Source organism: Bradyrhizobium sp. Mp27 (genome assembly GCF_029953005.1).
Classification (GTDB): Bacteria; Pseudomonadota; Alphaproteobacteria; order Rhizobiales; family Xanthobacteraceae; genus Bradyrhizobium; species Bradyrhizobium barranii.
Genome location: NZ_JASAUS010000002.1, coordinates 93,618 through 120,305, shown reverse-complemented (window position 1 = coordinate 120,305; position 26,688 = coordinate 93,618). Strand labels below are relative to the sequence as shown.

At 65.0% G+C, this 26,688-nt stretch carries 25 protein-coding genes; 10 read left to right on the top strand and 15 right to left on the bottom strand.

The window, feature by feature from the left end; all coding sequences use genetic code 11:
• Window positions 1–23: 23 nt before the first annotated feature.
• Genes QJT78_RS02155 through QJT78_RS02140 form a run of 4 tightly spaced genes read right to left on the bottom strand, consistent with a single transcriptional unit; the run spans window position 24 to window position 5,251 of the window.
• On the bottom strand, window positions 24–1,460 hold the full coding sequence (locus tag QJT78_RS02155; protein WP_028147099.1) for an MmgE/PrpD family protein: 1,437 nt from the start codon (window positions 1,458–1,460) through the stop codon (window positions 24–26).
• A gap of 17 nt (window positions 1,461–1,477) precedes the next feature.
• Window positions 1,478–2,932, bottom strand: a complete 1,455-nt coding sequence (locus QJT78_RS02150; protein WP_028147100.1) for an MmgE/PrpD family protein — start codon at window positions 2,930–2,932, stop codon at window positions 1,478–1,480.
• Entirely contained in the window at window positions 2,922–3,956 is a 1,035-nt protein-coding gene (locus tag QJT78_RS02145) for a 4-hydroxythreonine-4-phosphate dehydrogenase PdxA (RefSeq protein ID WP_028147101.1), read from the bottom strand. Before QJT78_RS02145 ends, QJT78_RS02150 begins: the two co-directional genes overlap by 11 nt.
• A 17-nt stretch (window positions 3,957–3,973) precedes the next feature.
• Complete coding sequence (locus QJT78_RS02140) at window positions 3,974–5,251, bottom strand: cation:dicarboxylase symporter family transporter (RefSeq protein ID WP_240537457.1); 1,278 nt, start codon at window positions 5,249–5,251, stop codon at window positions 3,974–3,976.
• A 167-nt stretch (window positions 5,252–5,418) separates the two neighbouring features.
• Here QJT78_RS02140 and QJT78_RS02135 point away from each other — a divergent pair, with 167 nt between their 5' ends.
• Window positions 5,419–6,387 carry a LysR family transcriptional regulator gene (locus tag QJT78_RS02135; RefSeq protein ID WP_038953253.1) on the top strand — a complete coding sequence of 323 codons (969 nt, stop codon included), beginning with the start codon at window positions 5,419–5,421 and terminating at the stop codon, window positions 6,385–6,387.
• Entirely contained in the window at window positions 6,384–7,922 is a 1,539-nt protein-coding gene (locus QJT78_RS02130) for a hypothetical protein (RefSeq protein ID WP_038941822.1), read from the top strand. The genes QJT78_RS02135 and QJT78_RS02130 overlap by 4 nt, the downstream gene beginning before the upstream one ends.
• Before the next feature lie 6 nt (window positions 7,923–7,928).
• On the opposite strand, the gene QJT78_RS02125 is transcribed toward QJT78_RS02130, so the two are convergent.
• On the bottom strand, window positions 7,929–9,230 hold the full coding sequence (locus QJT78_RS02125) for an MFS transporter (RefSeq protein ID WP_028147104.1): 1,302 nt from the start codon (window positions 9,228–9,230) through the stop codon (window positions 7,929–7,931).
• Window positions 9,231–9,566: 336 nt separating this feature from the next.
• Between QJT78_RS02125 and QJT78_RS02120 the strand changes: the two genes are divergently transcribed.
• From QJT78_RS02120 to QJT78_RS02110, 3 genes are read left to right on the top strand one after another with little or no spacing between them, the layout of a single operon-like run.
• Entirely contained in the window at window positions 9,567–10,781 is a 1,215-nt protein-coding gene (locus QJT78_RS02120; RefSeq protein WP_038941821.1) for an ABC transporter substrate-binding protein, read from the top strand.
• 7 nt (window positions 10,782–10,788) lie between these two features.
• Window positions 10,789–12,522, top strand: a complete 1,734-nt coding sequence (locus QJT78_RS02115) for an FAD-dependent oxidoreductase (RefSeq protein WP_028147106.1) — start codon at window positions 10,789–10,791, stop codon at window positions 12,520–12,522.
• A gap of 19 nt (window positions 12,523–12,541) precedes the next feature.
• Window positions 12,542–13,336: an IclR family transcriptional regulator gene (locus QJT78_RS02110; RefSeq protein WP_028147107.1), complete on the top strand. Its 795-nt coding sequence runs from the start codon at window positions 12,542–12,544 to the stop codon at window positions 13,334–13,336.
• 203 nt (window positions 13,337–13,539) lie between these two features.
• On the opposite strand, the gene QJT78_RS02105 is transcribed toward QJT78_RS02110, so the two are convergent.
• The 10 genes from QJT78_RS02105 to QJT78_RS02060 all read right to left on the bottom strand — a co-directional run bounded on the left by QJT78_RS02105 (window position 13,540) and on the right by QJT78_RS02060 (window position 22,831).
• Window positions 13,540–14,319 carry an SDR family oxidoreductase gene (locus QJT78_RS02105; protein WP_028147108.1) on the bottom strand — a complete coding sequence of 260 codons (780 nt, stop codon included), beginning with the start codon at window positions 14,317–14,319 and terminating at the stop codon, window positions 13,540–13,542.
• Window positions 14,320–14,376: 57 nt separating this feature from the next.
• Entirely contained in the window at window positions 14,377–14,967 is a 591-nt protein-coding gene (locus QJT78_RS02100) for a thiamine pyrophosphate-dependent enzyme (RefSeq protein ID WP_038941820.1), read from the bottom strand.
• Window positions 14,967–15,509 (bottom strand): thiamine pyrophosphate-binding protein, encoded by a 543-nt coding sequence (locus tag QJT78_RS02095; RefSeq protein WP_028147110.1) that lies wholly within the window; start codon window positions 15,507–15,509, stop codon window positions 14,967–14,969. Before QJT78_RS02095 ends, QJT78_RS02100 begins: the two co-directional genes overlap by 1 nt.
• A 306-nt stretch (window positions 15,510–15,815) precedes the next feature.
• Window positions 15,816–16,508 (bottom strand): GntR family transcriptional regulator, encoded by a 693-nt coding sequence (locus tag QJT78_RS02090; RefSeq protein ID WP_240537456.1) that lies wholly within the window; start codon window positions 16,506–16,508, stop codon window positions 15,816–15,818.
• Window positions 16,509–16,628: 120 nt separating this feature from the next.
• Complete coding sequence (locus QJT78_RS02085) at window positions 16,629–17,372, bottom strand: aspartate/glutamate racemase family protein (RefSeq protein ID WP_028147112.1); 744 nt, start codon at window positions 17,370–17,372, stop codon at window positions 16,629–16,631.
• A 9-nt stretch (window positions 17,373–17,381) separates the two neighbouring features.
• A complete protein-coding gene (locus QJT78_RS02080; RefSeq protein WP_038941819.1) occupies window positions 17,382–18,647 on the bottom strand; it encodes an FAD-binding oxidoreductase in 1,266 nt (421 codons plus the stop codon).
• Window positions 18,648–18,650: 3 nt separating this feature from the next.
• A complete protein-coding gene (locus QJT78_RS02075) occupies window positions 18,651–20,312 on the bottom strand; it encodes a thiamine pyrophosphate-binding protein (protein WP_028147114.1) in 1,662 nt (553 codons plus the stop codon).
• The gene (locus QJT78_RS02070; RefSeq protein WP_038953251.1) at window positions 20,309–21,535 is read right to left on the bottom strand and encodes a pyridoxal phosphate-dependent aminotransferase; all 1,227 of its coding nucleotides are present in this window, start codon (window positions 21,533–21,535) and stop codon (window positions 20,309–20,311) included. The genes QJT78_RS02075 and QJT78_RS02070 overlap by 4 nt, the downstream gene beginning before the upstream one ends.
• 9 nt (window positions 21,536–21,544) lie before the next feature.
• Window positions 21,545–21,898: a RidA family protein gene (locus QJT78_RS02065; RefSeq protein ID WP_014492730.1), complete on the bottom strand. Its 354-nt coding sequence runs from the start codon at window positions 21,896–21,898 to the stop codon at window positions 21,545–21,547.
• Between the two features lie 15 nt (window positions 21,899–21,913).
• Window positions 21,914–22,831, bottom strand: coding sequence for an NAD(P)-dependent oxidoreductase (locus QJT78_RS02060; protein WP_028147116.1), 918 nt, complete (start codon window positions 22,829–22,831; stop codon window positions 21,914–21,916).
• A gap of 237 nt (window positions 22,832–23,068) precedes the next feature.
• On the opposite strand from QJT78_RS02060, the gene QJT78_RS02055 reads away from it, so the two are divergent.
• From QJT78_RS02055 to QJT78_RS02035, 5 genes are all read left to right on the top strand, one after another.
• Window positions 23,069–23,905, top strand: a complete 837-nt coding sequence (locus tag QJT78_RS02055) for a transporter substrate-binding domain-containing protein (RefSeq protein ID WP_028147117.1) — start codon at window positions 23,069–23,071, stop codon at window positions 23,903–23,905.
• A gap of 6 nt (window positions 23,906–23,911) precedes the next feature.
• The gene (locus tag QJT78_RS02050; RefSeq protein ID WP_014492727.1) at window positions 23,912–24,574 is read left to right on the top strand and encodes an amino acid ABC transporter permease; all 663 of its coding nucleotides are present in this window, start codon (window positions 23,912–23,914) and stop codon (window positions 24,572–24,574) included.
• Window positions 24,571–25,329 carry an amino acid ABC transporter ATP-binding protein gene (locus QJT78_RS02045; protein WP_028147118.1) on the top strand — a complete coding sequence of 253 codons (759 nt, stop codon included), beginning with the start codon at window positions 24,571–24,573 and terminating at the stop codon, window positions 25,327–25,329. Before QJT78_RS02050 ends, QJT78_RS02045 begins: the two co-directional genes overlap by 4 nt.
• A 165-nt stretch (window positions 25,330–25,494) precedes the next feature.
• Window positions 25,495–25,923 carry a universal stress protein gene (locus QJT78_RS02040; protein WP_028147119.1) on the top strand — a complete coding sequence of 143 codons (429 nt, stop codon included), beginning with the start codon at window positions 25,495–25,497 and terminating at the stop codon, window positions 25,921–25,923.
• A gap of 75 nt (window positions 25,924–25,998) precedes the next feature.
• The gene (locus tag QJT78_RS02035) at window positions 25,999–26,451 is read left to right on the top strand and encodes a universal stress protein (RefSeq protein WP_028147120.1); all 453 of its coding nucleotides are present in this window, start codon (window positions 25,999–26,001) and stop codon (window positions 26,449–26,451) included.
• Window positions 26,452–26,688: the final 237 nt, after the last annotated feature.

The window sequence follows — 26,688 nt, the reverse complement described above, 5'->3', positions numbered from 1 at the left end:
TTGTCTTGTTGTTGATTGATTCATCACGCCGTCAGCAATGGCCTCAACTTGCCGACGTCGTCAAGCCGTTCGAGATGGCCGATCTGCTCGATCAGCTTCTCGGCCCTGTCACTGCCCAATACCGGTGCAATCAGATCCCGCGTCTTGGCCGCCACTGCTTCCGTACTCAGCGGATTCTCCTTGGTGCCCGGCGGATACTTCGTGAAGTGCTCGACCTTCTTGCCATCGGTCAATGTCACCTCGACGACAGCGCCACGCGGCGCCGCCGGGTCCATCAATGCCTTGTCGCCGGCCAGCGTCACCTTGGCGCGCTGCTCCAGGATTTTTGGATCATGCATCAGCGCGACGTCGTGACTGTCGTTGAACGACACGGCGCCCTTGACCAGCGCGACAGCCACGAGATGCTGGCAGTTGACGTCTGGCATCGCGCTCTCGCCCACAATTCCCATCGCATCGGTCGGCAGCTTGACCAGAATGCTACGCACATTATCTGGCGTGAGGCTGTGCTGCTTGCGCAGCGTCAGCATCGCATCCAACGGCGACTGGATGGGGTAGCCGACCGAAAATGTCTTGATCGCGGTCTCCGTGACGTAAAAGCGCTTGCCGAGATCCTTCACCATCTCCTCCGGCTTCGGATCGGTCGACAGCGCGATGAAGAGATTGTGGGTGCCATCGAGCACGTCGTCGACGCCGGTCAGGCCTGCCTTCACCATGTCGACTGCCATGACGCCGTTGCGTGCGCCCATGCCGGCGAAGTCGAACGCTTTCTCGATATGGTCGTGGTCCTTCACCCAGCTCCAAAGGCCGGAGACCTGCTGCGACGAGTAGGAAATCGCGTAGCGCATTCCCTTTTCATCGAGCCGCGCCAGCGATGCGGCGGCCCCGAACGCGCCGAACGTCGAGGACGTCCCTTCGGCACTCCGATGCGAACCGCGGACGAGGTCGGGACCCAGAGCGAACAGCAATCGGCAGGTCAGGTCGTAGCCGAGCGCGACGGCGCGAATGAAATCCTGTCCGCTGCGATGCTCGCGCTCGCCAATCGCAAGGGCGGCGGGCACGACCGAGCATCCCGGATGCGCCTTGGTGACGGGCTCGAAATCGTCGGTCTCGTCGGCATGTCCACACATAGCGTTGGCCAATGCCGCGTTGACCGCCGTGGTGCGGAAATCGGAACCGATCACGGATGCCTGCTCATCACCGCCGAGCGTGCGAACATATTTCAATGCCATCTCGCCCGGCCGCATGCGCGAGCCCGACACCATCGCACCGAGCGTATCGAGAATGCGATGCTTGCATTCGAGCATGACTTGTGCGGGCAGTTCCTGATCGCGCGCGACGACCATGTAGCGGGCAAGGCGCTCCGTCACGCCCGGACCTTCGGCGAGAGCCGCACGACCGCCGGTCGCGGCCAGGGCGGCAACCGAGCCGGCGGATTGCAGGAAACGGCGGCGTGACGGCATGCTTCTCTCCCCCGCGGTCAGGACGCGACCGACATCTTTGCGATCTCCGCCGCGTTCGGCAGGCCCTCGACATTCCAGCAGGCGTCCATCACGCGCCGGATCGTCGCAGCAGGGATGATACCCTCGGCAAGGTCCGAGAATTTGGTTTCGAGCTGCTTGTCGGTCATCGGCACCTCGACGCTGCCGATCGCATGCTCGATGTAGCGGTTGAGCTTGCGGCCGTCCTTGAGCACGATGGTGAGGTCGACCTGCTCCGGCTTGATGCCGGGTGTGATCACCGGATTCACCTTGCCGCGCAGCGCGACGACTGTCGGATCGGTCACGGCCCGGTCGCTGAACTGCTTCTCGCCGCCTGCGCCCTCCACGATCGCCACCGCGACCGCGTGGTAGATGCTGAACTTGCCTTCGAGGCCCGCCTTCGGCGTCTTCTTGCCGGTCAGTTCCAGCACCAGCGGATGGACCTTGAGATCGACGCGCTCGATCTGGTCCGCAGTCACCTTGCTCTCGTTGCGGAGCTGGATCGCGGCGTCGATTGCCGGGTGCATAACGATGCCGCAGGCGAATGGCTTGTAGGTATTGAGCGCGGCCTCATAGCGTTTGCCGAGGTCGCCCAGGATCTCGTTGTAGTCCTGCTTGGTGCTGATCGTGTTGGCCCAGCCGCGCTTGGCCTCGATCATGGCGTCGGACGAGGTGAAATTCTTCGAGGCCAGGATCGCCGCGAAAATGCCGCTTGATGCGGCACGGCCTGGATTGAAGCTCTTGTTCATCGAGCCGAAGGATTCGCGCAGGCCCACCGGCTGCGAGGCGGCAAGGCCGAGCGCCCATGTCATCTGCTGCTCGTTCAGCTTCAACAGCTTGCCGACGGCCGCGGCGGAGCCGAACACACCGGCGGTGCCGGTGATGTGCCAGCCGACATCGTAATGGTTCGGATAGACCGAGTTGCCGATCCGGCACTCGGCCTCGACGCCGAGCACCAGCGCGTTCAGGAAATCCTTGCCCGATACCGGCTGCATCTCCGACAGCGCGAGAATGGCCGAGGCCACGGGACCGGCAGGATGGATGATTGTCTTCAGATGCGTGTCGTCATAGTCGAAGATGTGGCTCGACACACCGTTGATGAAGGCCGCGTTCATGATGTCGAACCGCTCACGCCGCCCGAACAGCGAGGCCTGCTGCGGCCCGGAGAACGGACCGAGCGCGGAGACCGCGATATCGACCGTCTCGTGGTGCGATCCGCCGATGGCGACGCCGACCCAGTTCAGCAGCGTGCGCACGCCTTCCTTGCGCACATTGGCCGGCAGGTCGTCATAACTCGCGGTCACGAGATAATGCGCCAGCGCACGCGTCACCTCCATGGGTGGCGCGGCGGCGGGCGTTGCGGCCGGCGTCTGTGCGAAGGCGGCGTTGGCGCCGACGGTTGCGAGCGGCAGCGCGGCCGCCGCCTGGAGCAGGGTCCTGCGATCAGTGTGCATAGGCAGCCTCCTTGACCTTGATCGATACCAGTTGTGCCGCGAGCCGCACCGCGCTTTCGAGCGCACCGGTCTTGGCGACGCCCGTGCCGACGATGTCGAACGCGGTGCCATGCGATGGCGTGGTGAAGACGGTCTCGAGACCCGCGGTGACGGTGACGCCGCGGTTGAAGCCGCGCAGCTTGGTCGCGATCTGGCCCTGGTCGTGATACATCGCGACCACGCTGTCGAACTCGCCGGCGAAGGCGCGGACGTAGACGGTATCGGCGGGATAAGGTCCCGTGCAGGCAATCCCCGTCTTCGCGGCGGCTTCGACCGTTGGCCGGATCATCTCGATCTCGTCGCGGCCGAACAGGCCGTTCTCGCCGGCATGTGGATTGAGCGCGGCGACCGCGATGCGCGGCCTGGCGACGCCAGCCCTCCGCATCATGCGGTCGACCAGCTCGATCGAGTCGGTGATGCTCGCCGGATTGATGCCGTCGAGCGCCTCGCGCAGCGATTGATGCCCGGTGACGCGCGACATCCACTGGCCGTCGAGCACGTTCATCTCGGAGAAATAGGTCTTGTGCCCGAGCAGGCTCGCGAACATCTTGTGCTCGTCGGGGAACTTCCAGCCGCCGTCGAACATCGCGCGCTTGTTGAGCGGCGCAAACGTGATCGCATCGACCTCGCCCGCCTTGGCGAAATCGATCGCACGCGACAGCGTCTCGCCGGTCAGCCGGCCCGATTCCGCGCTGGCCTTGCCGATCGGGAATTGGGCGGGATCGGTGTTGCCGAGGTCGACAAGCTGCACAGCGCCGCGGCCCCAATTGGCAGCCTTGGGCGAGGCGATCCGCTCGACCTTCAGCGTCGCGCCGGCATGCGCCATGCCCATCTCGAGCACGCGGGCGTCACCGATCACGACGAGGCGAGCGGCGTCGGCGAGCCGGTCGTCGGAGAGGATGCGCGCGATCTGTTCGGGGCCGATGCCGGTGCAGTCGCCCGGCGTCAGTGCGATAACGGGCCGTTCATTGGTGCTGGTAGCCATATCGGAACCTTGGATCCTTACTTCACTGCCTGGATTTGAACGGTGGACTGAGCCCAGTCCTCCCGGTTGAATTCCCCGTCCCATTTCGCGACCACGATCGCGGCGACGGCATTGCCTATGGTGTTGGTGATGGAGCGCGCCAGCGACATGAAGCGGTCGATGCCGAGCAGCAGCGCCAGTCCCTCCGCCGGCAACCCCGCGGCGATCACCGTCGCGGCGAGCGCGGCAAAAGCGCCGCCGGTGACGCCCGCGGCGCCTTTGCTGGTGAACAGCATCACCACGAACAGGCTCAATTGCTGGCCGGCCGACAATTCGATGCCGTAGACCTGGGCGACGAACATCGTGGAGAGCGGCAGCGTCAGCGCGACACCATCGAGATTGAAGGAATAGCCGGAGGGAATGACGAGGCCGGCGACTGCCCGCCCCACACCCGCCTTCGGCAGCTTCTCCATCATGCCGGGAATGGCGGTTTCCGACGACGAGGTGCCGAGCACGACCAGCAGCTCGTTGCGCAGCAGGCGCAGCAAATCCATCAGGCGAATACCGGCGAGGCGGCAGATCGTGCCGAGAATGACGAAGATGAAGAACGCCATCATCGCCCAGGCGGTGCCGACCAATAGCGCCAGCGCATAGAGCGTGGCCGCGCCGAACTTCGCCACCGTGAAGGCCATCGCGCCGAACGCTCCGATCGGGGCCAGCGCCACCACGACGTGAACGACGCTGAACACCAGCTCGGTCACGCGCTCGAGGCCCGTCCGCAGCGGCGCGGCCTTTTCGCCGAGCAGCAACAGGCCGATGCCGCAAAGAAGCGCGAGCACGAGCACCTGGAGCACGTCGCCGGCCGCGAATGCGCCGACAAAACTCTCCGGGATCATGTGCTGGATGTAGGCTGACAGCGACCCGACATGGGCCTGCGAATAGCGCGCGACGGTCTCCGCCTGCTGCGCGGTGGCATGCGCCACGCCCGCGCCGGGCTGCACCCAGCGCACCACCACAAAACTGATCAACAGACAGACGGTCGTCACCGCCTCGAAATAGACGAAGGCCTTGAGTCCGATGCGGCCGACCGCCTTCATGTCACCGACTTGCGCGATGCCGGTGACCACCACCAGGAAGATCAGCGGCGCGATCGTCATCTTGATCAGCGAGATGAAGGCATCGCCGAGCGGCTTGAGCTCCACCGCAAATGCCGGAAACAGGGCACCGAGGAGCGCACCGAGCGCGGCGCCCGCGACCACCAGGACATATTGCTCGCGCCAGAGCGGCTTGCGGCGCCGTTCGGAAACGGGGCTCAATATAGTCTCCGACAGCGGAGTTGCGGCGATCTGCAATTGATTTCCTCCAACGCATCGTCGCGCCATGCGGAGTGGCGCCTTGTTCTGGTTTTGCGCTGTTTACATTGGACCAGCAGCGCCCGAGGCGCTAATGCCGTATCGGTATGATTTGAGGACGAAACCGCATCATGGACCTGGTCTGGCTGGAGGATTTCCTCGCCATTGCCGAGGAGGGCGGGTTCTCGCGCGCCGCCCAGCGACGGCATGTGACCCAGCCGGCGCTGAGCCGCCGCATCAGGTCGCTCGAGGAGTGGCTGGGCACGCCGCTGTTCGAACGTTCGACCCACACGATCACACTGACGCCGGCCGGCGAGAGTTTCCGCCCCGTCGCGGAGGACGTGCTGCGCCGGGTCCTGGTCGGACGCGAGGAGGCGCTCGAGGTCGCACGGCTGAAGGCCGAGACCATCACCTTCGCGGCCACGCATTCACTGTCGCAGACCTTCTTTCCGGAATGGATCCGCAACTCCGACAGCGCGCGGGCCGACTCGGCCGTTCAGCTCGTAGCTTCGAATTTCGCCGGCTGCGAGAAGCTGCTTCTGGACGCGCAGGCGCATTTCATGCTGGCGCACTACCATCCGACGCTGGTAAGCCGGCTCGACATGGACCGCTTCCAGCGCGTCGATCTCACGACCGACGTGCTGATCCCGATCAGCGCGCCGGCCGCAAAATCGGGCCGCGGTGGACGCAGCAGCAAAAAGGCACAGCCTCGTTATGCCCTGCCCGGCGCATCGGGCGCGCCGCTGCCCTATCTCGCCTATCACCCCGGCTCGGGTGTGGGGCGGCTCGTCACCTCGTTCCTTGCCGCGAAGGATCCGACGGCGTGGCTGGCGCCCGGCTTCGCCGCGCCGGTCATGCTGCTGGTCGACATGGCGCGCGAAGGGCGCGGCGTGACGTGGGCTCCGATGAGCCTCGTCCGCGCCGATCTCGACAGCGGCCGTCTGTTGCGCGCCGGCGGCGCGGATTGGGACATTCCGATCAGCGTCTCGCTGTTCCGCACGCGGGCCCGCATGACCCGGGCGGCCGAGAATTTCTGGAGTTTGGTGCGCAAGGGCCGGCCGGGAGGGAAATCCATCGCCGCTGCGCCGCGGACCAGATGACCGTGTCACGGATCAAGTCGGCTTTCGGGCTGCTTCGGCCGCAGATGCTGCTGATGAGCCTGCTCGCTGCCACAACGTTAGACGCGGCGGACGCCGGCGGCGCCTCCATCGCACCCGCCGAGCTGAAGGCGATCGGGACGATCGATGCGCGCTTTCAATCCTACAATATCGAGATGGTGGAGGTGACCGGCGGCCGGTTCTGGAAGCCCTATCCGCGAACGATGCGCGCGCTCGATGAGCGGGATCGTTACGGCGAGAGGCCGCCGATCGATCTGGCCAACGCGCGGCTGCGCAAGCTCGCCGCCGCTTTGGCGCCGGCCTATCTGCGCGTGAGCGGCACCTGGGCCAATGCGACGTTCTTTGCCGACACGAACCATGCGCCGGCCAAGCCCCCGCCGGGATTCAATGACGTGCTCAGCCGCAACCGATGGCGCGACGTCATCGACTTTGCCCGCGCCGTCGACGCGGAGATCGTCACCTCCTTCGCGATCGGTCCGGGCAGCCGCGATGCGGATGGCACGTGGAAGACCGATCAGGCGCAGCGCCTGATCGACACGACGCGTTCGCTGGGTGGCCACATCGCGGCGGTGGAATTCATGAACGAGCCGACGCTTGCGGCGACGAACGGCGCGCCGCCGGGATATGATGCGGCCGCTTATGGCCGGGACTTCAGGATCTTTCGCGAATGGATGCGACGCGCGGCGCCCGAGACGCTGATCGTCGGTCCGGGTTCAACCGGCGACGCGCTGTCGCCATCCGGGTCGGGCATCACCACGCGCGATCTGCTCGCCGCATCCGCCTCCGGCATCGATCGCTTCTCCTATCATCACTACAACACGCTCTCGCCGCGCTGCGGCGGCCGCGACGATCCAGCGCAGGCGCTCTCCGCGGACTGGCTGGCACGCACCGACGCGACGTTCACGACCTACCGGGCCCTGCGCGACGCATTCGAGCCTAGCAAGCCGATCTGGCTGACGGAGACGGCAAACGCCGCCTGCGGCGGCAATCCATCGGACAAGACGTTTCTCGACGCATTCCGCTATCTCGACCAGCACGGACGCCTGGCAAGGGCCGGCGTCCAGGTGGTGATGCACAACACGCTGGCCGCCAGCGACTACGGCCTGCTCGACGAGGGAACGTTCCGTCCGCGGCCGAGCTACTGGGCCGCGCTGCTCTGGCATCGGCTGATGGGGGCGATCGTGCTCGACGCGAACCCGGTCGCCGCGCCAGATCTCCATCTCTACGCGCATTGCCATCCGGGCATCCGGGGCGCCGTGTCCGTGCTCGCAATCAACGCGTCGCGGCACGCATCATCGACCCTGACGCTGTCACACCCCGCCGAGCGTTACACGATACATGCGACGCGGCTGCAGGACGCGACAGTTCAGCTGAACGGCAAGGCGCTCGCGCTGAGTGCCGATGACGAACTGCCCCGACTTGAGCCGCGCGCAACACCCGCGGGAGCGATCCGGCTGGTGCCGGCGACCGTCACCTTCCTGGCGTTTCCGGACGCAGCAAACCCCGCCTGCCGGTGACCGCGCTTACGACTTCAGCGCGTCGCGCGCCGTCTCCGGCGCCATCAGCGTCGCGATGATCGTGATGACCGACAGCGCGATGATGTAGACCGACACCGCCCAGGACGAGCCGGCCCATGCGAGCAGTGCGGTCGCAATCAGCGGCGAGAAGCCGCCGCTGAGCGCGGCCGCGACGTTGGCGCCGAGCGATGCGCCGCTGTAGCGGACCTGGGTGCGGAACAGCTCCGGCATGAACGCCGCCTTCGGCCCGAACAGCAGCGCGTGCGTCAGCGTCATCGTGACCACGAGCGCGAACGTGATCAGCGCCGGCTCCCTGGTGTCGAGGAACCAGAACAGCGGAAACGCCAGCGCCACCGAGAACACCCCGCCGGCGAGATACAGCGCCTTGCGGCCGAAAATGTCAGACAGCCACCCCGCAAGCGGCAGCGTCGCGAACTCGACGATCGCGGCATAGACCACAGCGTTCAGGATCACCTGGCGAGGCAGGCCGAGTTTCGTCGTCGCATAGACCACGGTGAAGACGGTGAGGAGATAAGCGAGCCCGACCTCCGACACTGTGATGCCGATCGCGAGCAGAAAACTGCGCCAGTCGCGGCGCAACACCTCCAGCACCGGCTGCGCCAGCACTTCCTTGCGCTCGACGACTTCCTTGAAGTGCGGTGTCTCCGCGAGCTTGAGCCGTACGATGAAGCCGACGCCGACGAGCAGGATGCTGATCAGGAACGGAACGCGCCAGCCCCAGCTCAAAAAGTCGGCCTCGGGCAGTTGCGTCATCAGGCCGAAGATACCGGTCGAGGCGGCGACGCCGACGGGAAAGCCGATCTGCACCAGACTGCCGTAGAAGCCGCGGCGATCACCGGCGTGCTCGATCACCATCACGACCGCGCCGCTCCATTCGCCCCCGAGCCCGATGCCCTGGACGAAGCGCAGGATGATGAGCAGGATCGGCGCCCAGACGCCGATCTGGCTGTAAGTCGGCAGGCAGCCGATCAGGAAGGTGCCGAGCCCCATCGCGATCATGGTCGCGACCAGCATGGTCTTGCGGCCGAGCCGGTCGCCGTAATGCCCGATGATGGCGCCGCCGATCGGACGCGCCACGAAGCCGACCGCATAGGTCGAGAACGCCACCAGCGTTCCGACGAAGGGATCGAAGCTCGGAAAGAACAGCTTGTTGAAGACAAGTGCAGCTGCCGTGCCGTAGATCAGGAAATCGTACCACTCGATCGCGGTGCCGAGCGCGCTTGCCCACACCACATGCGCCGTCGTCGATTTCTCCGCGGCCGCGGAGACCCCCGTTGCTGCCGTCATGCCCTGCCCCAAAGATTCCTGGCGGCATCATGGCTAATCGTGTGGACGGTTGCAACCTGCGGGCGTGATGGCTCTCACAGGATAACTGGGCGAGATTTATGCGCCACTGCTCCACACCCGTCATTGCGAGAGCTCTTGCGACGAAGCAATCCAGAATCCCTCAACGGAGAGGGACTGGATTGCTTCGCTTCGCTCGCAATGACGATTGTCGAAACAGATGCACCCCTGCCACCAGAAGGAACCCGCTATTCACCATTGACAAACTCATTCGCTAATATCTAATTTACCCCCAGAATAACCAGCCGCGCCAAGCGGCCAATAAGAGAGGGATCGACGATGAGAGGGCTTTTGGCCTGCACCTTGCTCGCGGCCATAACTTCGGCTGCCATGACCACGGCGGCGCGCGCGCAGGTCTCCGACGACGCGGTGCGGATCGGCGTGCTGACGGATCTGTCGAGCTGGGGCCGCGACAACAGCGGGCCGGGGTCGGTCGAGGCGGCCAAGATGGCGGTCGAGGAGTTCGGACCGACCGTGCTCGGCAAGCCGATCGAGATCATCAGCGCCGACCATCAGATGAAGACCGACGTCGGCGTGCAGATCGTGCGCGGCTGGTTCGACAACGGCAAGGTCGACGCCGTCGTCGACATCCCCAATTCCGGCATCGCGATCGCCGTGCACAACATGGTGCGCGAACGCAACAAGATCGCGCTGCTCTCCGGCCCCGGCGCGAGCTCGCTGACCGACGAGCTGTGCAGCCCGAACACCGTGCATTTCACCTACGATACCTACGCGCTGTCCAAGGTGACGGCCTCCGCCGTGATCAAGGAAGGCGGCAAGTCCTGGTACTTCATCACCGCGGACTACGCTTTCGGCCAGCAGCTCGAAAAGGACGCAACGCGCTTCATCAACGAGATGGGCGGCAAGGTGCTGGGCGGCGTGAAGCATCCGACCAACACGGCGGACTTCTCCTCCTTCGCGCTCCAGGCGCAGAGCTCGAAATCCGACGTGGTCGCCTTCGCCAATGCCGGCCAGGACACCGACAACGCGATCAAGCAGTCCGGCGAGTTCGGACTGGTCCAGGGCGGCCAGAAGCTGGTCGGATTGTTGATGTTCGACACCGACGTGCACGCAATCGGCCTGAAGGCCGCGCAGGGCACCTACATGACGACGGCGTCGTACTGGAACATGGACGAGGCGACCCGCGCCTGGTCGAAGAAGTTCTACGAGCGCACCAAGGTGATGCCGACCATGATCCAGACCGGCGTCTACGGCTCGGTGCTGCATTATCTGAAAGGCATCAAGGCCGCCGGCACCGACGACCCCGCCAAGGTGATGGCCAAGATGCGCGAGCTGCCGATCGAGGATACCTTTGTCCATGGCGGCAAATTGCGCGAGGACGGCCGCGTCATCCGCGATATGTATCTCGCCAAGGTGAAATCGCCCGAGCAGTCCAAGGAACCCTGGGACTATCTGGAAATCGTCAAGACAGTAAAGGGCGAGGACGCCTTCCGCCCGGTCTCCGAATCCAAATGTCCGCTGCTGAAGAAATGAGGCCCGCATGACCGGCAACGAGCGCAACGCAATTGAGACTTACGAGTGCGATGTGCTCGTGGCCGGATCGGGTGCCTCCGGCATGTCGGCCGCGATCACCGCGGGTTATCGCGGCCTCGACGTGCTGATCGTCGAGAAGGAGCCGCGCTTCGGCGGCACCACCGCCCGCTCCGGCGGCTGGCTCTGGATCCCCGGCACCTCGCTGGCGAAGGCCTACGGCATCGAAGAAACGCCGGAGCAGGCCCGCACTTACCTGCGGCACGAAGCCGGCAACAATTTTGACGCCGCGCGCGTCGATGCCTTCCTCAGCGCCGGTCCTGAAGCGGTGGATTTCTTCACGACCAAGACCGCGCTGCGCTTCGACATGCCGCTGGTGTTTCCCGACTATCACGCCGAAGCGCCGGGCGGCGCGCAGGGCGGCCGCTCCATGGTGACGCGCCCGTTCGACGGCCGCGAGCTCGGCGATCAGATCAAGACGCTGGGCATGCCGCTGCCCGAGCTGACCGTGTTCGGCATGATGCTCGGCTCCGGCAAGGAGATCATCCATTTCATGCGCGTGACGAAGTCGCTGACCTCGGCGGTATACGTCGCCAAGCGCCTGTCACGGCACCTGATGGACGTGCTGCGCTATGGCCGCGGCATGACCTTGACCAACGGCAACGCGCTCGCCGGGCGCCTCGCCAAATCCGCGCAGGATCTGAAGATTCCGATGTGGCTGTCCTCGCCGGTGCGCGAGCTGACGGTCGAGAACGGCACGGTGACCGGCGCCATCGTCACCCGCGAAGGACGCGAGGTGCGCGTCCGCGCGCGGCAGGGCGTCGTGCTCGCCTGCGGCGGCTTCCCGCATGACGTCGAACGCCGCAAGAAGATGTTTCCACACGCACCGACCGGCCATGAGCATTATTCGCCCGGACCGACCGGCAACACCGGCGACGGCCTGCGCCTTGCAGAAAGCGCCGGCGGGCACGTCGAGGATCGCCTGCCGAACGCGGCAGCCTGGGTGCCGGTGTCGGTGACCAAACGCAAGGATGGTTCGAGCGGCGTGATGCCGCATTTCATCGACCGCGCCAAACCCGGCGTGATCGCGGTGATGCGGGACGGCAAGCGCTTTGCCAATGAGGGCAATTCCTATCACGACTTCGTCCAGGCCATGATCAAGGCGGCGAAGCCCGGCGAGGAGATCGCGGCGTATCTCGTCTGCGATCACCCGACGCTGCGCAAATACGGCCTCGGCTGCGTGCCGCCATTCCCGATGCCGCTCGGTCATCACCTCGATACCGGTTACCTCATGCGCGGCGACACGCTGGAGGCGCTGGCAGCGAAGGCCGGCATCGATACGACGGCGTTCACCGAGACGGTCAGGCAGTTCAATGCGACCGCGCCGCTGGGCCATGATGCCGCCTTCGGCAAAGGTTCAAAAGCCTATAACCGCTACCAGGGGGATGCCATGCACGGCCCGAATCCCTGCATCGCGCCGATCGAGAACGGCCCGTTCTACGCCATCAAGATGGTGATCGGCGATCTCGGCACCTATGCCGGCATCGTCACCGACGAGAACGCGCGGGCGCTGGACGCCGAAGGCCGGGTGATTCCCGGGCTCTATGCCGCCGGCAACGACATGGCGAGCATCATGGGCGGCAATTATCCGGGCGCCGGCATCACGCTTGGGCCGGCGCTGACCTTCGGCTACATTGCCGGCCGTCATCTCGCCGACAGCGCCGCCAAGCGCAACGCGGCGTAAGCCACGCGCCAGGAGACGCATGAAGAGAGAAAGCCGCGGCATCCAGTCGATCGAGGTCGGTGGAGAATTGCTTCGCGCGCTCGCGAGATGCGGCGAACCGATGATGCTGCGCGATCTCGCGCGCGAGGCCGGCATGACGCCGGCCAAGGCGCATCCCTATCTCGCCAGCTTCTCCCGTATCGGGCTGATCGAGCAGGACGAGACCACCGGCCGCTACGAGATCGGCGCGCTGGCGCTGGAGCTCGGCCTGATCAGCCTGCGCCGGCTCTCCGGCCTGCGGATCGCGCGTCCGAAGATCGCAGGCCTCGCGAGCCAGATCGGCCATGCCGTCTCGCTCGCGGTCTGGGGCACGCACGGCCCGACCGTGGTGCAGCTCGAAGAGCCCGGCCAGCCCGTCCACATCGTGATGCGCGCCGGCTCGGTGATGGCGCTGCTCGAAACCGCAACCGGCCGCGCCTTTGCGGCATTCCTGCCGGAGAAGACCATCAACGCCGCGCTCGAGAGCGGCCTCGACCGTCATGGCGTCGGCTACAATCCGAAGCGTGCTGTGAAAGGCGCGAAGGTCGCCGAGATGCTCACGGAGGTCCGCAAGCACGGCCTCGCCCGCGCGCTCGGCGATCCCCTGCCCGGCGTCAACGCATTCTCAGCGCCTGTGTTCGACCATGCCGGCCATGTCGCACTGGTCATCACCGCGATGGGACCGGAAGGCACGTTTGATGCGCGCTGGGACAGCCCGATCGCCCATGCCCTGCGCGACTGCGCCGGCGGCATCTCGAAGCGGCTGGGCTATGGGATGACGATTGCGGCGGAGTGAGAGTCGCGGCCCAACACAAATACCGCTGTCATGCCCCGCGAAAGCGGGGCATCCAGTACGCCGCGGCCTATCGATTCCATCACAACTGTCTCGGCGTACTGGATCGCCCGGTCAAGCCGGGCGATGACACTGAAAATGTGGAACGCGCGTGCCGCAAATCGTCATTGCGAGCGCAGCGAAGCAATCCAGATTGCCTCAGCAGATCACTTGTCCTTCACCGGCACCGTGTAGTTCAGGATCAACCGCCCGCCATCCGGGTAGATCGTCTGCCCGGTGATATAGGACGCATCGTCACTCGCCAGGAACGCTACGACCGACGCAATCTCGCTCGGCTCGCCGCCGCGGCCTGCCGGCGTGCGTGACATCACGGTCTTGCGGGCATCCTCCGAGGTGTAGATGGACGACGCCACCATGTCGGTCAAAATCGTGCCCGGCCCGACCGCCACGACGCGGATGTTGTGCGGGGCGAGCGCGACGGCGGCGACCGAGGTCAGCTGCTTCATGCCGCCCTTGGAGATGGCGTAGGTCGCAAGCGTCGGGATCGCCAGCAGCGCGTTCACCGAGGACATGTTGATGATGACCCCGCCGCCGCCCTGCGCGATCATCTGCTTGGCCGCCGCCTGCACGCCGAAGAACGCGCCCTTCAGGTTGATGCCGATGATTTCGTCGAATTCCTCTTCGGAAATCTCCAGGATGTCGCGGTTGCGGGCGACGCCGGCATTGTTGACCATGATGTCGAGCCGGCCGAATTCCCTGACCGCGGTCGCCACCGCGCGATCGACGTCCGCACGCCGCGCGACGTGACATGGCACGGCATACAATTCCTTGGGCTTGCCCAGCTCGTTGACGGTCTTCTCGAGCTCATCCGTATCGACGTCCGAGATGACGACCTTGACGCCGTCGTCGAGGAACCGCTTTGCACACGCCTTGCCGATGCCGCGCGCCGCGCCGGTGATGACGGCGACCTTGCCGGATAGTTTCATGGGTCTCACTCCAGGATAGCTGCTTGGGCGGCGAACTATCCCGGAGAGGACCCCGGTTCAAGCCGCCGCGAAGCCGAGATGAGCACGGAACCGGTTCTTGATAAAGACGGCATCGCGCGAGGGCAGCGAACGCGGCGGATTTTCGGCCAGAACCTTGATGACAAAAAGCCGCGGGCCATCGGACGGCCCGGCGATCTGCGCGGCGAGGCGCTGCACCTCCTCGAGCGTCCGCACGGTCCCAGTTGCGGCGAAGCCGCAGGCGGCGGCAATTGCCGTGAGATCGACGCCGCGACCGGTGTGGCTCGCCTGCATGCCGGTCTCGCCAAAATGCTGATTGTCGATCACGACGATGTCGAGATTGCGCGGGCGCGCGACGCCGATGGTAGCGATGCCGCCGAGCCCCATCAACTGCTCGCCATCGCCCGTCAAGGCGAGGACGCGCTTGCCCGGCTGGGCTTGCGCGAGCCCAAGCGCGATCAGTGCGGCGCCGCCCATCGCGCCCCAGAGATAGAAATTGCCGTCATGATCCCCCACAGAATGCAGGTCGTAGGTGGGCGAGCCGAGACCGGAGACGACCAGCGTGTCCTTGCGGTCCTTCAGGAGCGCGGCGACAGCCGCGCGACGATCGAGTTGAGCTTGCATCGGCATCACCACTTCTTCTTGCCGATCAGGCGTTGCCCGATCAGAACCGCGATCTGCTGGTCGGACTCGTAGGCGAGCGATGCCGCCGATTCGACCGTCTCGACCAGATCCTCCGCCGTCTCCGCGCGCATCACTTTCAGGCCGATCGCTTCCAGCGACGGCTGCGTCGCCCGGCTCATCGGCACCTGCCAGGGATTGAACTCGGCCCATTCGCCGCGCATCGTCACCAGCATCAGCAGCGGAAAGCGGCCGATCGCCGACAGCGACAGCATGTTGATGCAATTGCCGACCCCGCTCGACTGCATCAGCAGGACGCTGCGCTGCCCGCCGAGCCAGGCGCCGGCGGCGATCGCAATACCCTCCTCCTCGGTCGTCAGCACGTTGGTGGTGACGTCGCGGTCGGCCGAGAACAAGCGGATGAGCTGGCTGTGGCCGGCATCGGGAACGTAGGACATCTGCCTGACGTCGGCGGCTTTGAGGACGCGATAGAGCTCGGACGGCCAGTCGTCGCTGCTGCGCGTTTCGGGATTCGGTTGAGGACTGTGCACCGCGTGTCTCCGTGAATTTCGAGCGGCACGCTAGCGATTATTCCGCGCGAAAGCTCTGACCGTCTGGCACGAGCAGATATCGAGGAATTGTATAGCTACGGAATCGCGCGATGCGCATGGCTGCGCCCTCTCCCCTTGCGGGAGAGGGCAGCACCGCGGGTTGACACAAACGCACTGGGGTGAGGGGTCTGTCTCTCCACACTCATGTGCACTTGCATTCGCCGAGAGATACCCCTCATCCAGCGCTTCGCGCCACCTTCTCCCACAAGGGGAGAAGGGAAGGACACCGTCACCGGGGCTGGCTGCTCAATTCGCCGCAGATCTCGCCGCGGCCGGCATGTAGATCTGCGCGTAGCCTTCCTTGATCGCGGAGGTGATGCGGTCGAGGCGGCGGTCGATGTGCTTCTCCAGCACCGAGACGCAGGCCTCTTCGTCACGCGCCTTCAGTCCTTCGACGACTGCGCGGTGCTCGGCCTGGGTGTTGGAGCGGTTGATGCGGTCCATGTCGATCCAGCGCACGAAGCGGATGCGGGCGTTGACGTTGCGCAGCACGCGCAGCATCTCGGCGTTGTTCGACATCCCCATCAGCCGCTCGTGAAAGGTCTCGTCGAGTTCGACCAGCTCCACCGACGAACGCTCGCCGGGATCGGGACCGGTGGCTTCGAGGAATTTCAGGAGCGCGTCGATGTCCTCATCCCCAGCGCGCTTGATGGCGAGGCGGATCGAGGCGACCTCGATCGATTTGCGCAGCTCGTAGAGATCGAAGATCTCGTGCGCGTCGAGCTCGCGGCAGAAGAAGCCCTTGCCCGGCGTGAAGCGCAGGAAGCCTTCGGTGTTGAGACGGTTGAGCGCTTCGCGCAGCGGCGTGCGGCTAACGCCGAGGCGCTTTGCCAGCTCGCCCTCGTTGAGCCGTTCGCCCGGCTTGAACTCATAGCTCACGGCCATCGCCTTGAGCTGTTCATAGACGCGATCGACGATACTATCGGAAGCCAGTTCCACGTTGCTCTTCATAAGCTGCATTCATGCCCGAACACAGCCCAATATACCGGGGCTGCATGGACGATTGCAATCCAAACAGCTGCCTAGCACATCTTGTGCAGAGCTTTGCGACAGCCGGACTCAGGCAAACGCGCGCGGGCGCAGTCCAGCATGAAACCAGGTGATCATGGAATAGATGTCGTAGACCGGCAGGCCAACTTCGGCCTGCAGAGCTGCCGCATAAGGCGGCATGTTGGTGCATTCGAGCACGATGGCGCCGACATCCGGATTTTTCGCGACCAGCTCCTTGCCCGCCTCGACCACGTCACGCTCGGCCTGGGCCACATCCATGTCGTCCTTCTCGGCCTTGATCAGGACGCGAAAGAATTCCTTACCGTGCTCGGTGCCGACCAGTGGCGTATCGAGCGGCACACCGGCGCCTTCGAGATGGGCCGGCGTCAAGGTCGAGCCTGATACCGTGACGAGGCCGACGCGCTTGCCTGGGGGCAAGGTCGCCTGCACCCACGGCACCTGCATCAGCGACGAGGTCGCTACGGGAACGCCGACGGCGGCTGCGATCTCCTTCTGAAACAGCGAGAGGAAGCCGCAATTGGTGGTGATGGCTTCCGCGCCCAACCGGACCAGGTCCTTCGCCGCATCGATGAAGTCAGGCAGCAGGCCGGCGGCGCCCTTCAGCACCACCTTCTCCGGCGAAGCGCCGCTCACCACGCGATAGAGCACGGGGAACGGCCAGGTCGTGCCGTTGCCCATGTCGCCGGGAATGCGGGGAAAGCGCGCTTCCAGCATCAGGATGCCGAGCGGCGCGCCATAGATGGCCTTGCCGCCGCGGGCGATGCGAGAGGACGAGTTGGCTGCATAGGTCATGGTGCGTTCTCAGAGGAAGCGAGTGGGCGCGAACGGCGCGAGCGGAATCTCCGGCTGCTTGCCGCTCAGGAGTTGCGCGACGAGACGGCCGGTGCGGGCCGATCCGACCAGGCCGACATGGCCGTGGCCGAAGGCGTAGACGATGTCGCGCGAGGCGCGCGCATGGCCGATGCAGGGCAGGCCATCGGGCATGCTCGGCCGATGACCGAACCAGGTCTTGATGCGCGAGGGCGGAATGTCCTTCGGCAGTTTCGGGAACATGCTGAAGAGGTTGTTGCGCAGGATCTCGGCGCGCTTCCAGTTCGGCGCGGCGTCGAGGCCGGCGATCTCGACGGTGCCGGCGGCTCGCAGGCCCTTGTCGGTCCAGTTCACCACCATGCTGACGTCGGACGCCATCATCGAGCTGCGCGGACCCGATTCCGGGTTCTCGATCATGACGTGATAGCCGCGCTCGGTCTCGAGCGGCAAGGGATCGCCGACCGATGCGGTGAGCTGCTTTGACCGCGCGCCGGCGGAGACCACCGCGGCATCGCAAGCAATCTCACCGGTTTCGGTGAGAACGGCAACGAGCTTGTTGCCTGAAAGCTTCAGACCGGTCGCCCTGGCATGAACGAGCTTGGCACCGCTCGCAAGCGCATGCTGGGCCAGCGCCGCAACGTAAGCGCCGGGATCGCGGCAGCGGCCGGCTTCCTCCACCACCACGCCAAAGGTGTAGCGCGGATGCAGATCCGGCTCGCGCTGACGCATCTCGTCGGCGTTGAGCTCCAGCCATTCGACGCCGACCTTCTTGCGCAGGCGCCAGCCGAGATTGCTGTCGAAATTGCCGCGCGACGGGAATACGTGCATCACGCCGTTGCGCTCGACCAACTCAGGCACGCCCGCTTCCTCCGCGAGCTTCTTGTGCAGCAGCGGCGCGTCCTTCAGCAGATCGCGCAGCGCAAACGCCGTCTTCTCGACCCGTGCCTCGGTCCAGCCCGAGAGCAAATACTTGATCAGCCAGGGCAGCGCCTTCGGCAAGTAAGACCAGCGGATCGCGAGCGGGCCGAGCGGGTCCATCAGATAACCCGGCACCTTCTTCCAGAGGCCCGGCTCGGCCGGCGGAATCACCGAATGGGAGGAGAGCCAGCCGGCATTGCCGTAGCTCGCCGCCTGTTCGCCACCGGGCTCGCCTGCGTCGATCAGCGTGACGCGATGCCCCTCGCGCAGCGCCTCGATGGCGCTGATCACGCCGACCGCGCCGGCTCCGATGATAGCGACGTGGCGGCCTTCCGACATCGGCTACGCCTTCACCGCCGGCGCGAAATCCTTGCCGACCGACATCGCGCGCGGATCGATGATGCAGTGGAGGATCGACGGCTTGCCCGAAGCGAGCGCGCGCTCGAACGCCGGCGCAAACTCTTCGGTGCGCTCGACGCGCTCGCCATGGCCACCGAATGCCTTTGCATACATCGCAAAGTCAGGGTTCTTGAGCTGGGTGCCGACCACGCGGCCAGGATAATCACGCTCCTGGTGCATACGGATGGTGCCGTATTGCGAGTTGTCGACGACGATGACCACCAGCGGCGCGTCGTACTGCACAGCGGTCGCGAATTCCTGGCCATTCATCAGGAAGCAGCCATCACCGGCAAAGGCGACGACGACGCGATCCGGATATTGCCGCTTTGCAAGCACCGCAGCCGGCACGCCATATCCCATCGAGCCCGAAGTCGGCGCGAGCTGGGCGGCAAAGCTGTGGAAACGGTGATGGCGATGGATCCAGCCGGCATAGTTGCCGGCACCGTTGCAGACGATCGCGTCCTTCGGCAGGCGGTCGCGCAGCCAGGTCATGACCTGGCCGTACTGGAATGTGCCCGGCAGCTCACGCGCCTTGTCGGTCCAGGTGAGATAATCGGCATGCGCCTTGGCGGCTTCACCCTTCCAGGCAACGGCGCCAGCGGGCTTCAGCGTCTCGACGGCGGCCGCGAACGCGGCAGGCGTCGCCTGGATCGCGAGCTCAGGCTGATAGACGCGGCCGAGCTCTTCCGAGCCCGGATGCACGTGGATCAGCTTCTGCTTCGGCGTCGGGATATCGAACAGCGTGTAGGACGAAGACGGCATCTCCGACATGCGGCCGCCGATCAGGAGAATGACGTCGGCGCCATCGATACGCGCCTTCAGGCCAGGGCTCGGCCCGATGCCGAGATCGCCGGCATAATGCGAATGATCGGCGTCGATCAGCGAGGCCCGGCGGAACGAGGTCGCGACCGGCAGGTCGAACCGCTCGGCAAAGCGCGCGATGCTCTTAGTCGCCTCATCCGTCCAGCGCGAGCCGCCGAGGATGACGAGCGGCGCCTTGGCGCTCGCGAGCATGGCGCCGAGGCGCTCGAGATCTGATGGTGCCGGCCAGCTCACGGCCGGCTCGATGCGCATGGCGTCCGCAACGGCGGCCGTCTCGGTCAGCATGTTCTCCGGCAGCGCGATCACCACGGGACCCGGACGGCCCTGCATGGCGACGCGGAAGGCGCGCGCGACCAGCTCCGGAATGCGATCGGGGCGATCGATCTCGACGGCCCACTTGGCCATGGTGCCGAACACCGCCTTGTAGTCGAGCTCCTGGAACGCCTCGCGCTCGCGCATGCCGGTGTCGACCTGTCCGACGAAAAGGATCATCGGCGTCGAATCCTGCATCGCGATGTGGACGCCGTGGCTGGCATTGGTGGCGCCGGGGCCGCGGGTGACGAAGCAGATTCCGGGACGGCCGGTGAGCTTGCCATAGGCTTCCGCCATCATCGCAGCACCACCCTCGGCGCGGCAGATCACGACGTCGATTGGGCTGTCATGCAGCGCGTCGAGTGCCGCCAGATAGCTCTCGCCCGGCACGCAGGTGACGCGCTCGACGCCTTGGGCGACGAGCTGATCGATCAGGATCTGGCCCCCGGTGCGGGTGTTGCGAATGGTCATGACAGCTCCCTGCAGGCTTTGGCGATGCGCATCACGGCCTCGCGCAAGTTTTGTTCCGAGGTGGCGTAGGACAGGCGGAAATAAGGTGCAAGGCCGAAACAGCTGCCCGGCACCACGGCCACGTCATGCCTCTCCAGCAGGAAGCGGCAGAACGCCGCGTCGCTGTCGATGGTGGCACCATCAGGCGTACGGCGGCCGATCAGGCCGGCACAGCTGGCATAGGTGTAGAACGCACCTTCCGGCCGGCGGCAGGTGACGCCGTCGATGGCATTGAGCGCATCGACCACGATGTCCCGGCGGCGTTGGAACGCGGTGCGACGCTCGATCAGGATGCCTTGCGGCCCCGTCAGCGCGGCGATCGCGGCGGCCTGGCTCACCGAGGAGGGATTGGTCGTGCTCTGGCTCTGCACCACCGCCATCGCTGCGATCAATTCGCGCGGACCGCCGCCATAGCCGACGCGCCAGCCGGTCATGGCATAGGCCTTGGAAACACCATTCACGGTCAGCGTGCGTGATTTCAGGCTCGGCTCGAGCGCCGCTGCGGTCACGAACGGCATGCCGTCATAGATCAGGTGCTCGTAGATATCGTCCGCCATCAACCAGGCATGCGGATGGCGCTTGAGCACATCCAGGATCGGGCGAAGCTGCTCGGCCGAATAGGCGGCTCCGGTCGGATTGGAGGGCGAGTTCAGCAGCAGCCAGCGCGTCTTCGGCGTGATCGCGCGTTCAAGATCGGCGGCGTCGAGGCGAAAGCCGCTCTCCTCGCGGCAGAGCACATCCACCGGTGTGCCGTCGGCGATGCGCACCATGTCGGCATAGCTGGTCCAGTAGGGCGCGGCGAGGATGACCTCGTCGCCGGGACTGAGCGTCGCCATGAAGCCGTTGTGGATCACCTGCTTGGCGCCGGCGCCTGCGGTGATCTCGTCGGCGGCATAGACGAGATCGTTCTCGCGGCGGAATTTCTCGGCGATCGCCGCCTTCAATTCCACCGTGCCGTCGAGGATGGTGTATTTGGTCTGCCCGGCGCGGATGGCCCGCTCGGCCGCGTCCTTGGCATGGTCGGGCGTATCGAAATCAGGCTCGCCGGCGCCCAGGACGATCACCGGCCGCCCCTCGCGCTTCAGCCGCTGCGCGACTGCGCCGATCTTCAAGATCTCGGAGACACCGATCGCGCTGATGCGCTGGGCGGGACGGAAGGTCGGTGCGGGCGCCTGGACAGTCACGGCCGAGCCTCAACTGCGCGCGGCGATCGCGATCACTTCGATACGGAAGGCGGGATCGGCGAGCTCGACCTTGCCGCAGGCGCGGGTCGGCGTGTTGCCGGGCACGACCCAGGCATCATAGACCGCGTTCATGGCGTCGAAATCGTCCATGGTCCTGAGCCAGACCTGCACACTGAGCAGGCGCGATTTGTCGGTGCCGGCGCGCGCCAGCATGTCGTCGACCTTCGCCAGCGCCTCTTTGGTTTGCTGGGTGATATCGGCGGTCTTGGTGTCCGCCACCTGACCTGCGAGGAAAACGAGATCGCCGAACACGGAAGCGCGGCTGCGGCGGGCGTTCTGGTCGATGCGGGTGATATCCGACATGGGATGTCCTTAGCTTTACTTGCCGGTGGCGATGATGCGGCGGCAGTGGTCGAGCGCCGCACCAATGAGGTTGTCGCTCGCCTCGGGCGTGCGGAACGCCGAATGCGCCGACAGCGTCACATTCGGCAGTTTGGTTACGGGATGTCCCGCCGGCAGCGGCTCGACGGTGAAGACGTCGAGACCGGCGTGACCGATGTGGCCGGAGCGCAGCGCATCCAGCATTGCGTCTTCATCGACCACGGCGCCGCGCGCCGTGTTGATCAGAATGCTGCCGGGGCGCATCTGCGCGATGCGCTCGCGCGACAGGAAACCCTTGGTCTCGTCGTTGAGCAAGAGATGCAGCGAGACGACGTGGCTCTCGGCGAGCAGCTTCTCCAGCGAGACGAACTCGACGCCGGGATGGGTCTTCGGCGTCCGGTTCCAGGCAATCACCTTCATACCGCAGCCCGCCGCCATACGCGCGGCTTCCGCAGCAATGCCGCCAAAACCGATCAGGCCGAGCGTCTTGCCGGTGAGCTGCATTGCGTCACGGCGCAGCCAGTTGCCCTCGCGCATGCCGCGGTCCATCTCGCCAAAATTTCGCGCAGACGCCCACATCAGCGCGATCGCGCATTCGGCAACGGCCGTATCGCCATAACCCTTGATGGTGTGGACGGAGATGCCGCGCTCAGCGAGCTCTTCCGGATTCATGTAGCTGCGCGCGCCGGTGCCGAGGAAGACGACGTGCTTCAGCTTCGCGCATTTCTCGGCAATCGCTGATGGCACCGCCGTGTGGTCGACGATCATGATCTCGGCATCGCCGAGCAGGCCGGGCAGATCGTCGGGCTTGATCGAGGGATTGCGGTTGATGCTGACCGGCAGCTTCTGCGAGGCCAGCAGCTTGTCGGTCACCGCCGCCAGGGTCTCGTTCGCATCGACGAATAGGGCGCGCACAGGCCTCTCCTTCAGCTCACTTCCATATTGCGTTCAGTCTTGTATTCAGACTTAAATGCAATTTACAACCCCTCCCTATCAGGAATTTTGCGCAATCCTGCCAAGATATTGGGCTCATTTCTGCCTTGCCGCCCAAACGGTCAGCAAATCGAAATACCGTATTGCATTTTACTCTGAATACAGAAATAGTCCAGCGGCCGGAGACGATCCGACCCAAATTCCAGGGAGACAGAAACCATGAATCGCAGGGATGCTCTCACCACCGTCGCGCTGGCAGGCGCAGCGATCGCCGCCGCGAGCGGCCCGGCCAAGGCCGATGCGCCGGCCTCCACGCTCGACCGCATCAAGAAGAATGGCGTGCTGCGCGTCGCCGTCATCGTCGGCCAGGAGCCCTATTTCCATAAGGACCTCGCCACCAACGAATGGTCGGGCGCCTGCATCGACATGGCCAAGGACATCGCCGGCAAGTTGGGGGCCAAGCTCGAGACCCTGGAATCGACCTGGGGTAACCAGATCCTCGACCTCCAGGCCGACAAGGTTGACCTCGCCTTCGCCGTGAACCCGACGCCGGAACGCGCGCTCGTCATCGACTTCTCGACCCCGATCCTGGTGCACTCCTTCACCGTCATCACCAAGAAGGGCTTTGCCAAGCCGCAGACATGGGCCGAGCTCAACAAGCCCGAGGTCAAGATCGCCGTCGATATCGGCTCGACCCACGAGACCATTGCGCGCCGCTACTGTCCGAAGGCGACGATCCTCGGCTTCAAGAACCGCGACGAGGCGATCCTTGCCGTTGCCACCGGACGTGCCGACTGCAACGTCTCGCTGGCGGTGCTTTCGGTCTCAACACTGAAGAAGAACCCGAACCTCGGCGATCTCGCCATTCCGCGCCCGCTGCTGACGCTGCCGACCAACATGGGCATCCGCGCCGAGAGCGACCGCCGCTACAAGGATTTCCTCAGCGCCTGGGCCGACTACAACCGCTCGATGGGCCAGACCCGCGACTGGATGCTGAAAGGCTTCGAGGCCGTCGGCCTCACCGCCGACGATCTTCCGGCCGAAGTGCAGTTCTGATCGGCCATGTATGTCTGGGACTTCGCGGCGCTCAAGCCGTATTGGGGCCTGATCTGGCAAGGGCTCCTGGTCACCGTGTATTACACAGTGACCACGGTGGTCGCGGGTCTCGCCATCGGACTGTTCGTCGGCATCCTGCGCACGACGGCACCGCGCTGGGTCACGGTGCCGTTGCGTCTCTATATCGAGGTGTTCCGCTGCACGCCGCTGCTGGTGCAGCTGATCTGGGTCTACTACGCCCTGCCCGTGCTGATCGGCGTCGACATGTCGCCGGCGATGGCCTGCTTCATCGCGCTGTCGCTCTATGCCGGCTCGTTCTATGCGGAAATCTTCCGCGGCGGCATCGAGGCCGTCGACACCGGCCAGTGGGAGGCCGGCCGCGCCATCGGCATGCGCCGCGGCAAGATCTTTCGCCGCATCGTGCTGCCGCAGGCAACCCAGGTGATGATCCCCTCCTTCATCAACCAGACCATCATGCAGCTCAAGAACACCTCGCTGGTGTCGGTGGTCGCGGTCGGCGACCTGCTCTACCAGGGCACTGTCATCACGGCGTCGAGCTACAAGCCGCTCGAAGTCTACACCACGATTGCCGTGCTCTATTTCGTCGTGCTGTTCCCGCTGACGCTGGTCGCGGATAGGGTCGAGCTGAAGATGGGAGCGCACCGATGAGTGCTCTGATCGCTGACAACATCCACAAGGCGTTCGGCGACCATGAGGTGCTCAAGGGCGTCTCGCTCTCGGTCGCCCGCGGCGAGGTCGTCACCCTGATCGGCGCCTCCGGCTCGGGCAAGTCCACCTTCCTGCGCTGCCTCAATCTCCTGGAAATGCCACAGCAGGGCGAGCTTGCCATCGGCACGCACAAATTCGCCTTCGGCAAGGGCATGCGCGCCGCCGGCGATGCGCAGCTCGCGCTGCTTCGCCGCAGCGTCGGCATGGTGTTCCAGCACTTCAATCTGTTCCCGCACATGTCGGTGCTCGCCAATGTCACCGAGGGCCCGGTGCAGGTGAAGGGCATGGCGCGTAACGAAGCCGATGCGCTCGGCCGCGACCTGCTCGCCAAGGTCGGCCTCGCCGACAAGGCCGACGCCTTTCCGAGCCGCCTGTCCGGCGGGCAGAAGCAGCGCGTCGCCATCGCGCGTGCGCTCGCGATGAAGCCGGACGTGATGCTGTTCGACGAGCCGACCTCGGCGCTCGACCCCGAGCTTGTCGGCGAAGTCCTCTCCGTCATCCGCAGCCTTGCGAGCGAAGGCATGACCATGGTGCTGGTGACGCACGAGATGGCCTTCGCCGCAGACGTCTCCACCCGCGTCGGCTTCATGAACGACGGCATCATGGCCGAGATCGGCACGCCCGAGGAGACCATCCGCCAGCCCCGCAGCGAACGGCTGAAAGCGTTCCTGAGCCGGTTCCACGAGACGCATTAGGGGCGCGTGACCCGCGGCAGTCAAACCCGCACGCAGATCCAGGCAGCGCCCGATCAGGCCACCGACATCTGTAAAGATTGATCTATCTCAAGACTACATCCGAAAGGCGAGCCGAGCTTACCTCCGCAAGACAGCGATACGTCCGGACAATTCGGGAGGTAAAGCATGTACAGTCATATTCTCATTCCGACGGATGGATCCGAACTCGCGGAGCGCGGGGTGGCGCATGGAATGGCGCTGGCGAAATCTCTTGGAGCCACCGTATCCGTCATCTTCGTCGTGGAACCGTTTTCCGAAGTGTCGAGCCGGTTCCTCGAAGCCGTCGTCGCTTATGTCGAGTTCCGCAAGCAGCAGGCCACGAGCGTGCTCGATCGCGTGGCAAATGAGGCCAAGACAGCCGGTATCTCCTGCCAAACGATTCAGGTGGAGAGCGGGCAACCCCATCAAGCCATCATCGCAGCAGCCGCGGATAAGGGATGCGATCTCATCGTCATGTCGTCGCACGGGCGCAGCGGAGTTGCCGCGCTTCTCGTCGGCAGCGTGACGAGCAAGGTGCTGACGCACGCGAAGATACCCGTGCTGGTCTGTCCCTGAATATATAGGCCCGTATCGAGACCAGACCTGCGCGCCGCGAGATAGAGACATTGTCGCCGAGAAGGGAGTTCGCAAATGTACGCCCATATTCTCTTGAGCACGGATGGATCGGATGTCGCGCGAAACGGCCTCAAGCATGGAATTGCATTGGCCAAGGCCCTAAAGGCGAGGGTGACAGTCATCGCCGTCACGGAATCGCTGCCGATCGACTACGGCAGCGGACATGCCTCAGGCTGGATACCCTCGCAGCAGGAAATTGATGCCTTCGACGCTGCCTCCAGGCAGCGCGCGGGCAAATTCCTCGGTGAAGCCCGCGCCATGGCGGAGCAGGCCGGGATATCTGCAGAACTCCTGCATGTTCCAAATGCGCATCCGGCCACCACGATCATCGCAACAGCAAAGTCCGCGGGGTGCGACTTGATCGTCATGGGCTCTCACGGGCGCCGAGGTCTCAAGAAGCTATTCCTTGGAAGCCAAACATCAGAAGTCCTGGCGGACGGAAACGTACCCGTGCTGGTCGTGCACTGAGAAACACTGCACTTTGAAACGCTCGACAATCCGGATCTCGCAAGAAGCATGGCCGGCCGCTGGCGGCGGCGCATGCTGCCCAACACTTGGGCACAACGGAGCAACAGGCGGCGAAGTCGATCCTGGTTCAGGCCGATACCCTTCCGAAACAATTGATTGACATCGATCGCGCCAAAGGCGCGGCAAAAATTCACACCATACTCTTCGTGCGAATTCGCAAATGCTGCGGGGTCGTCG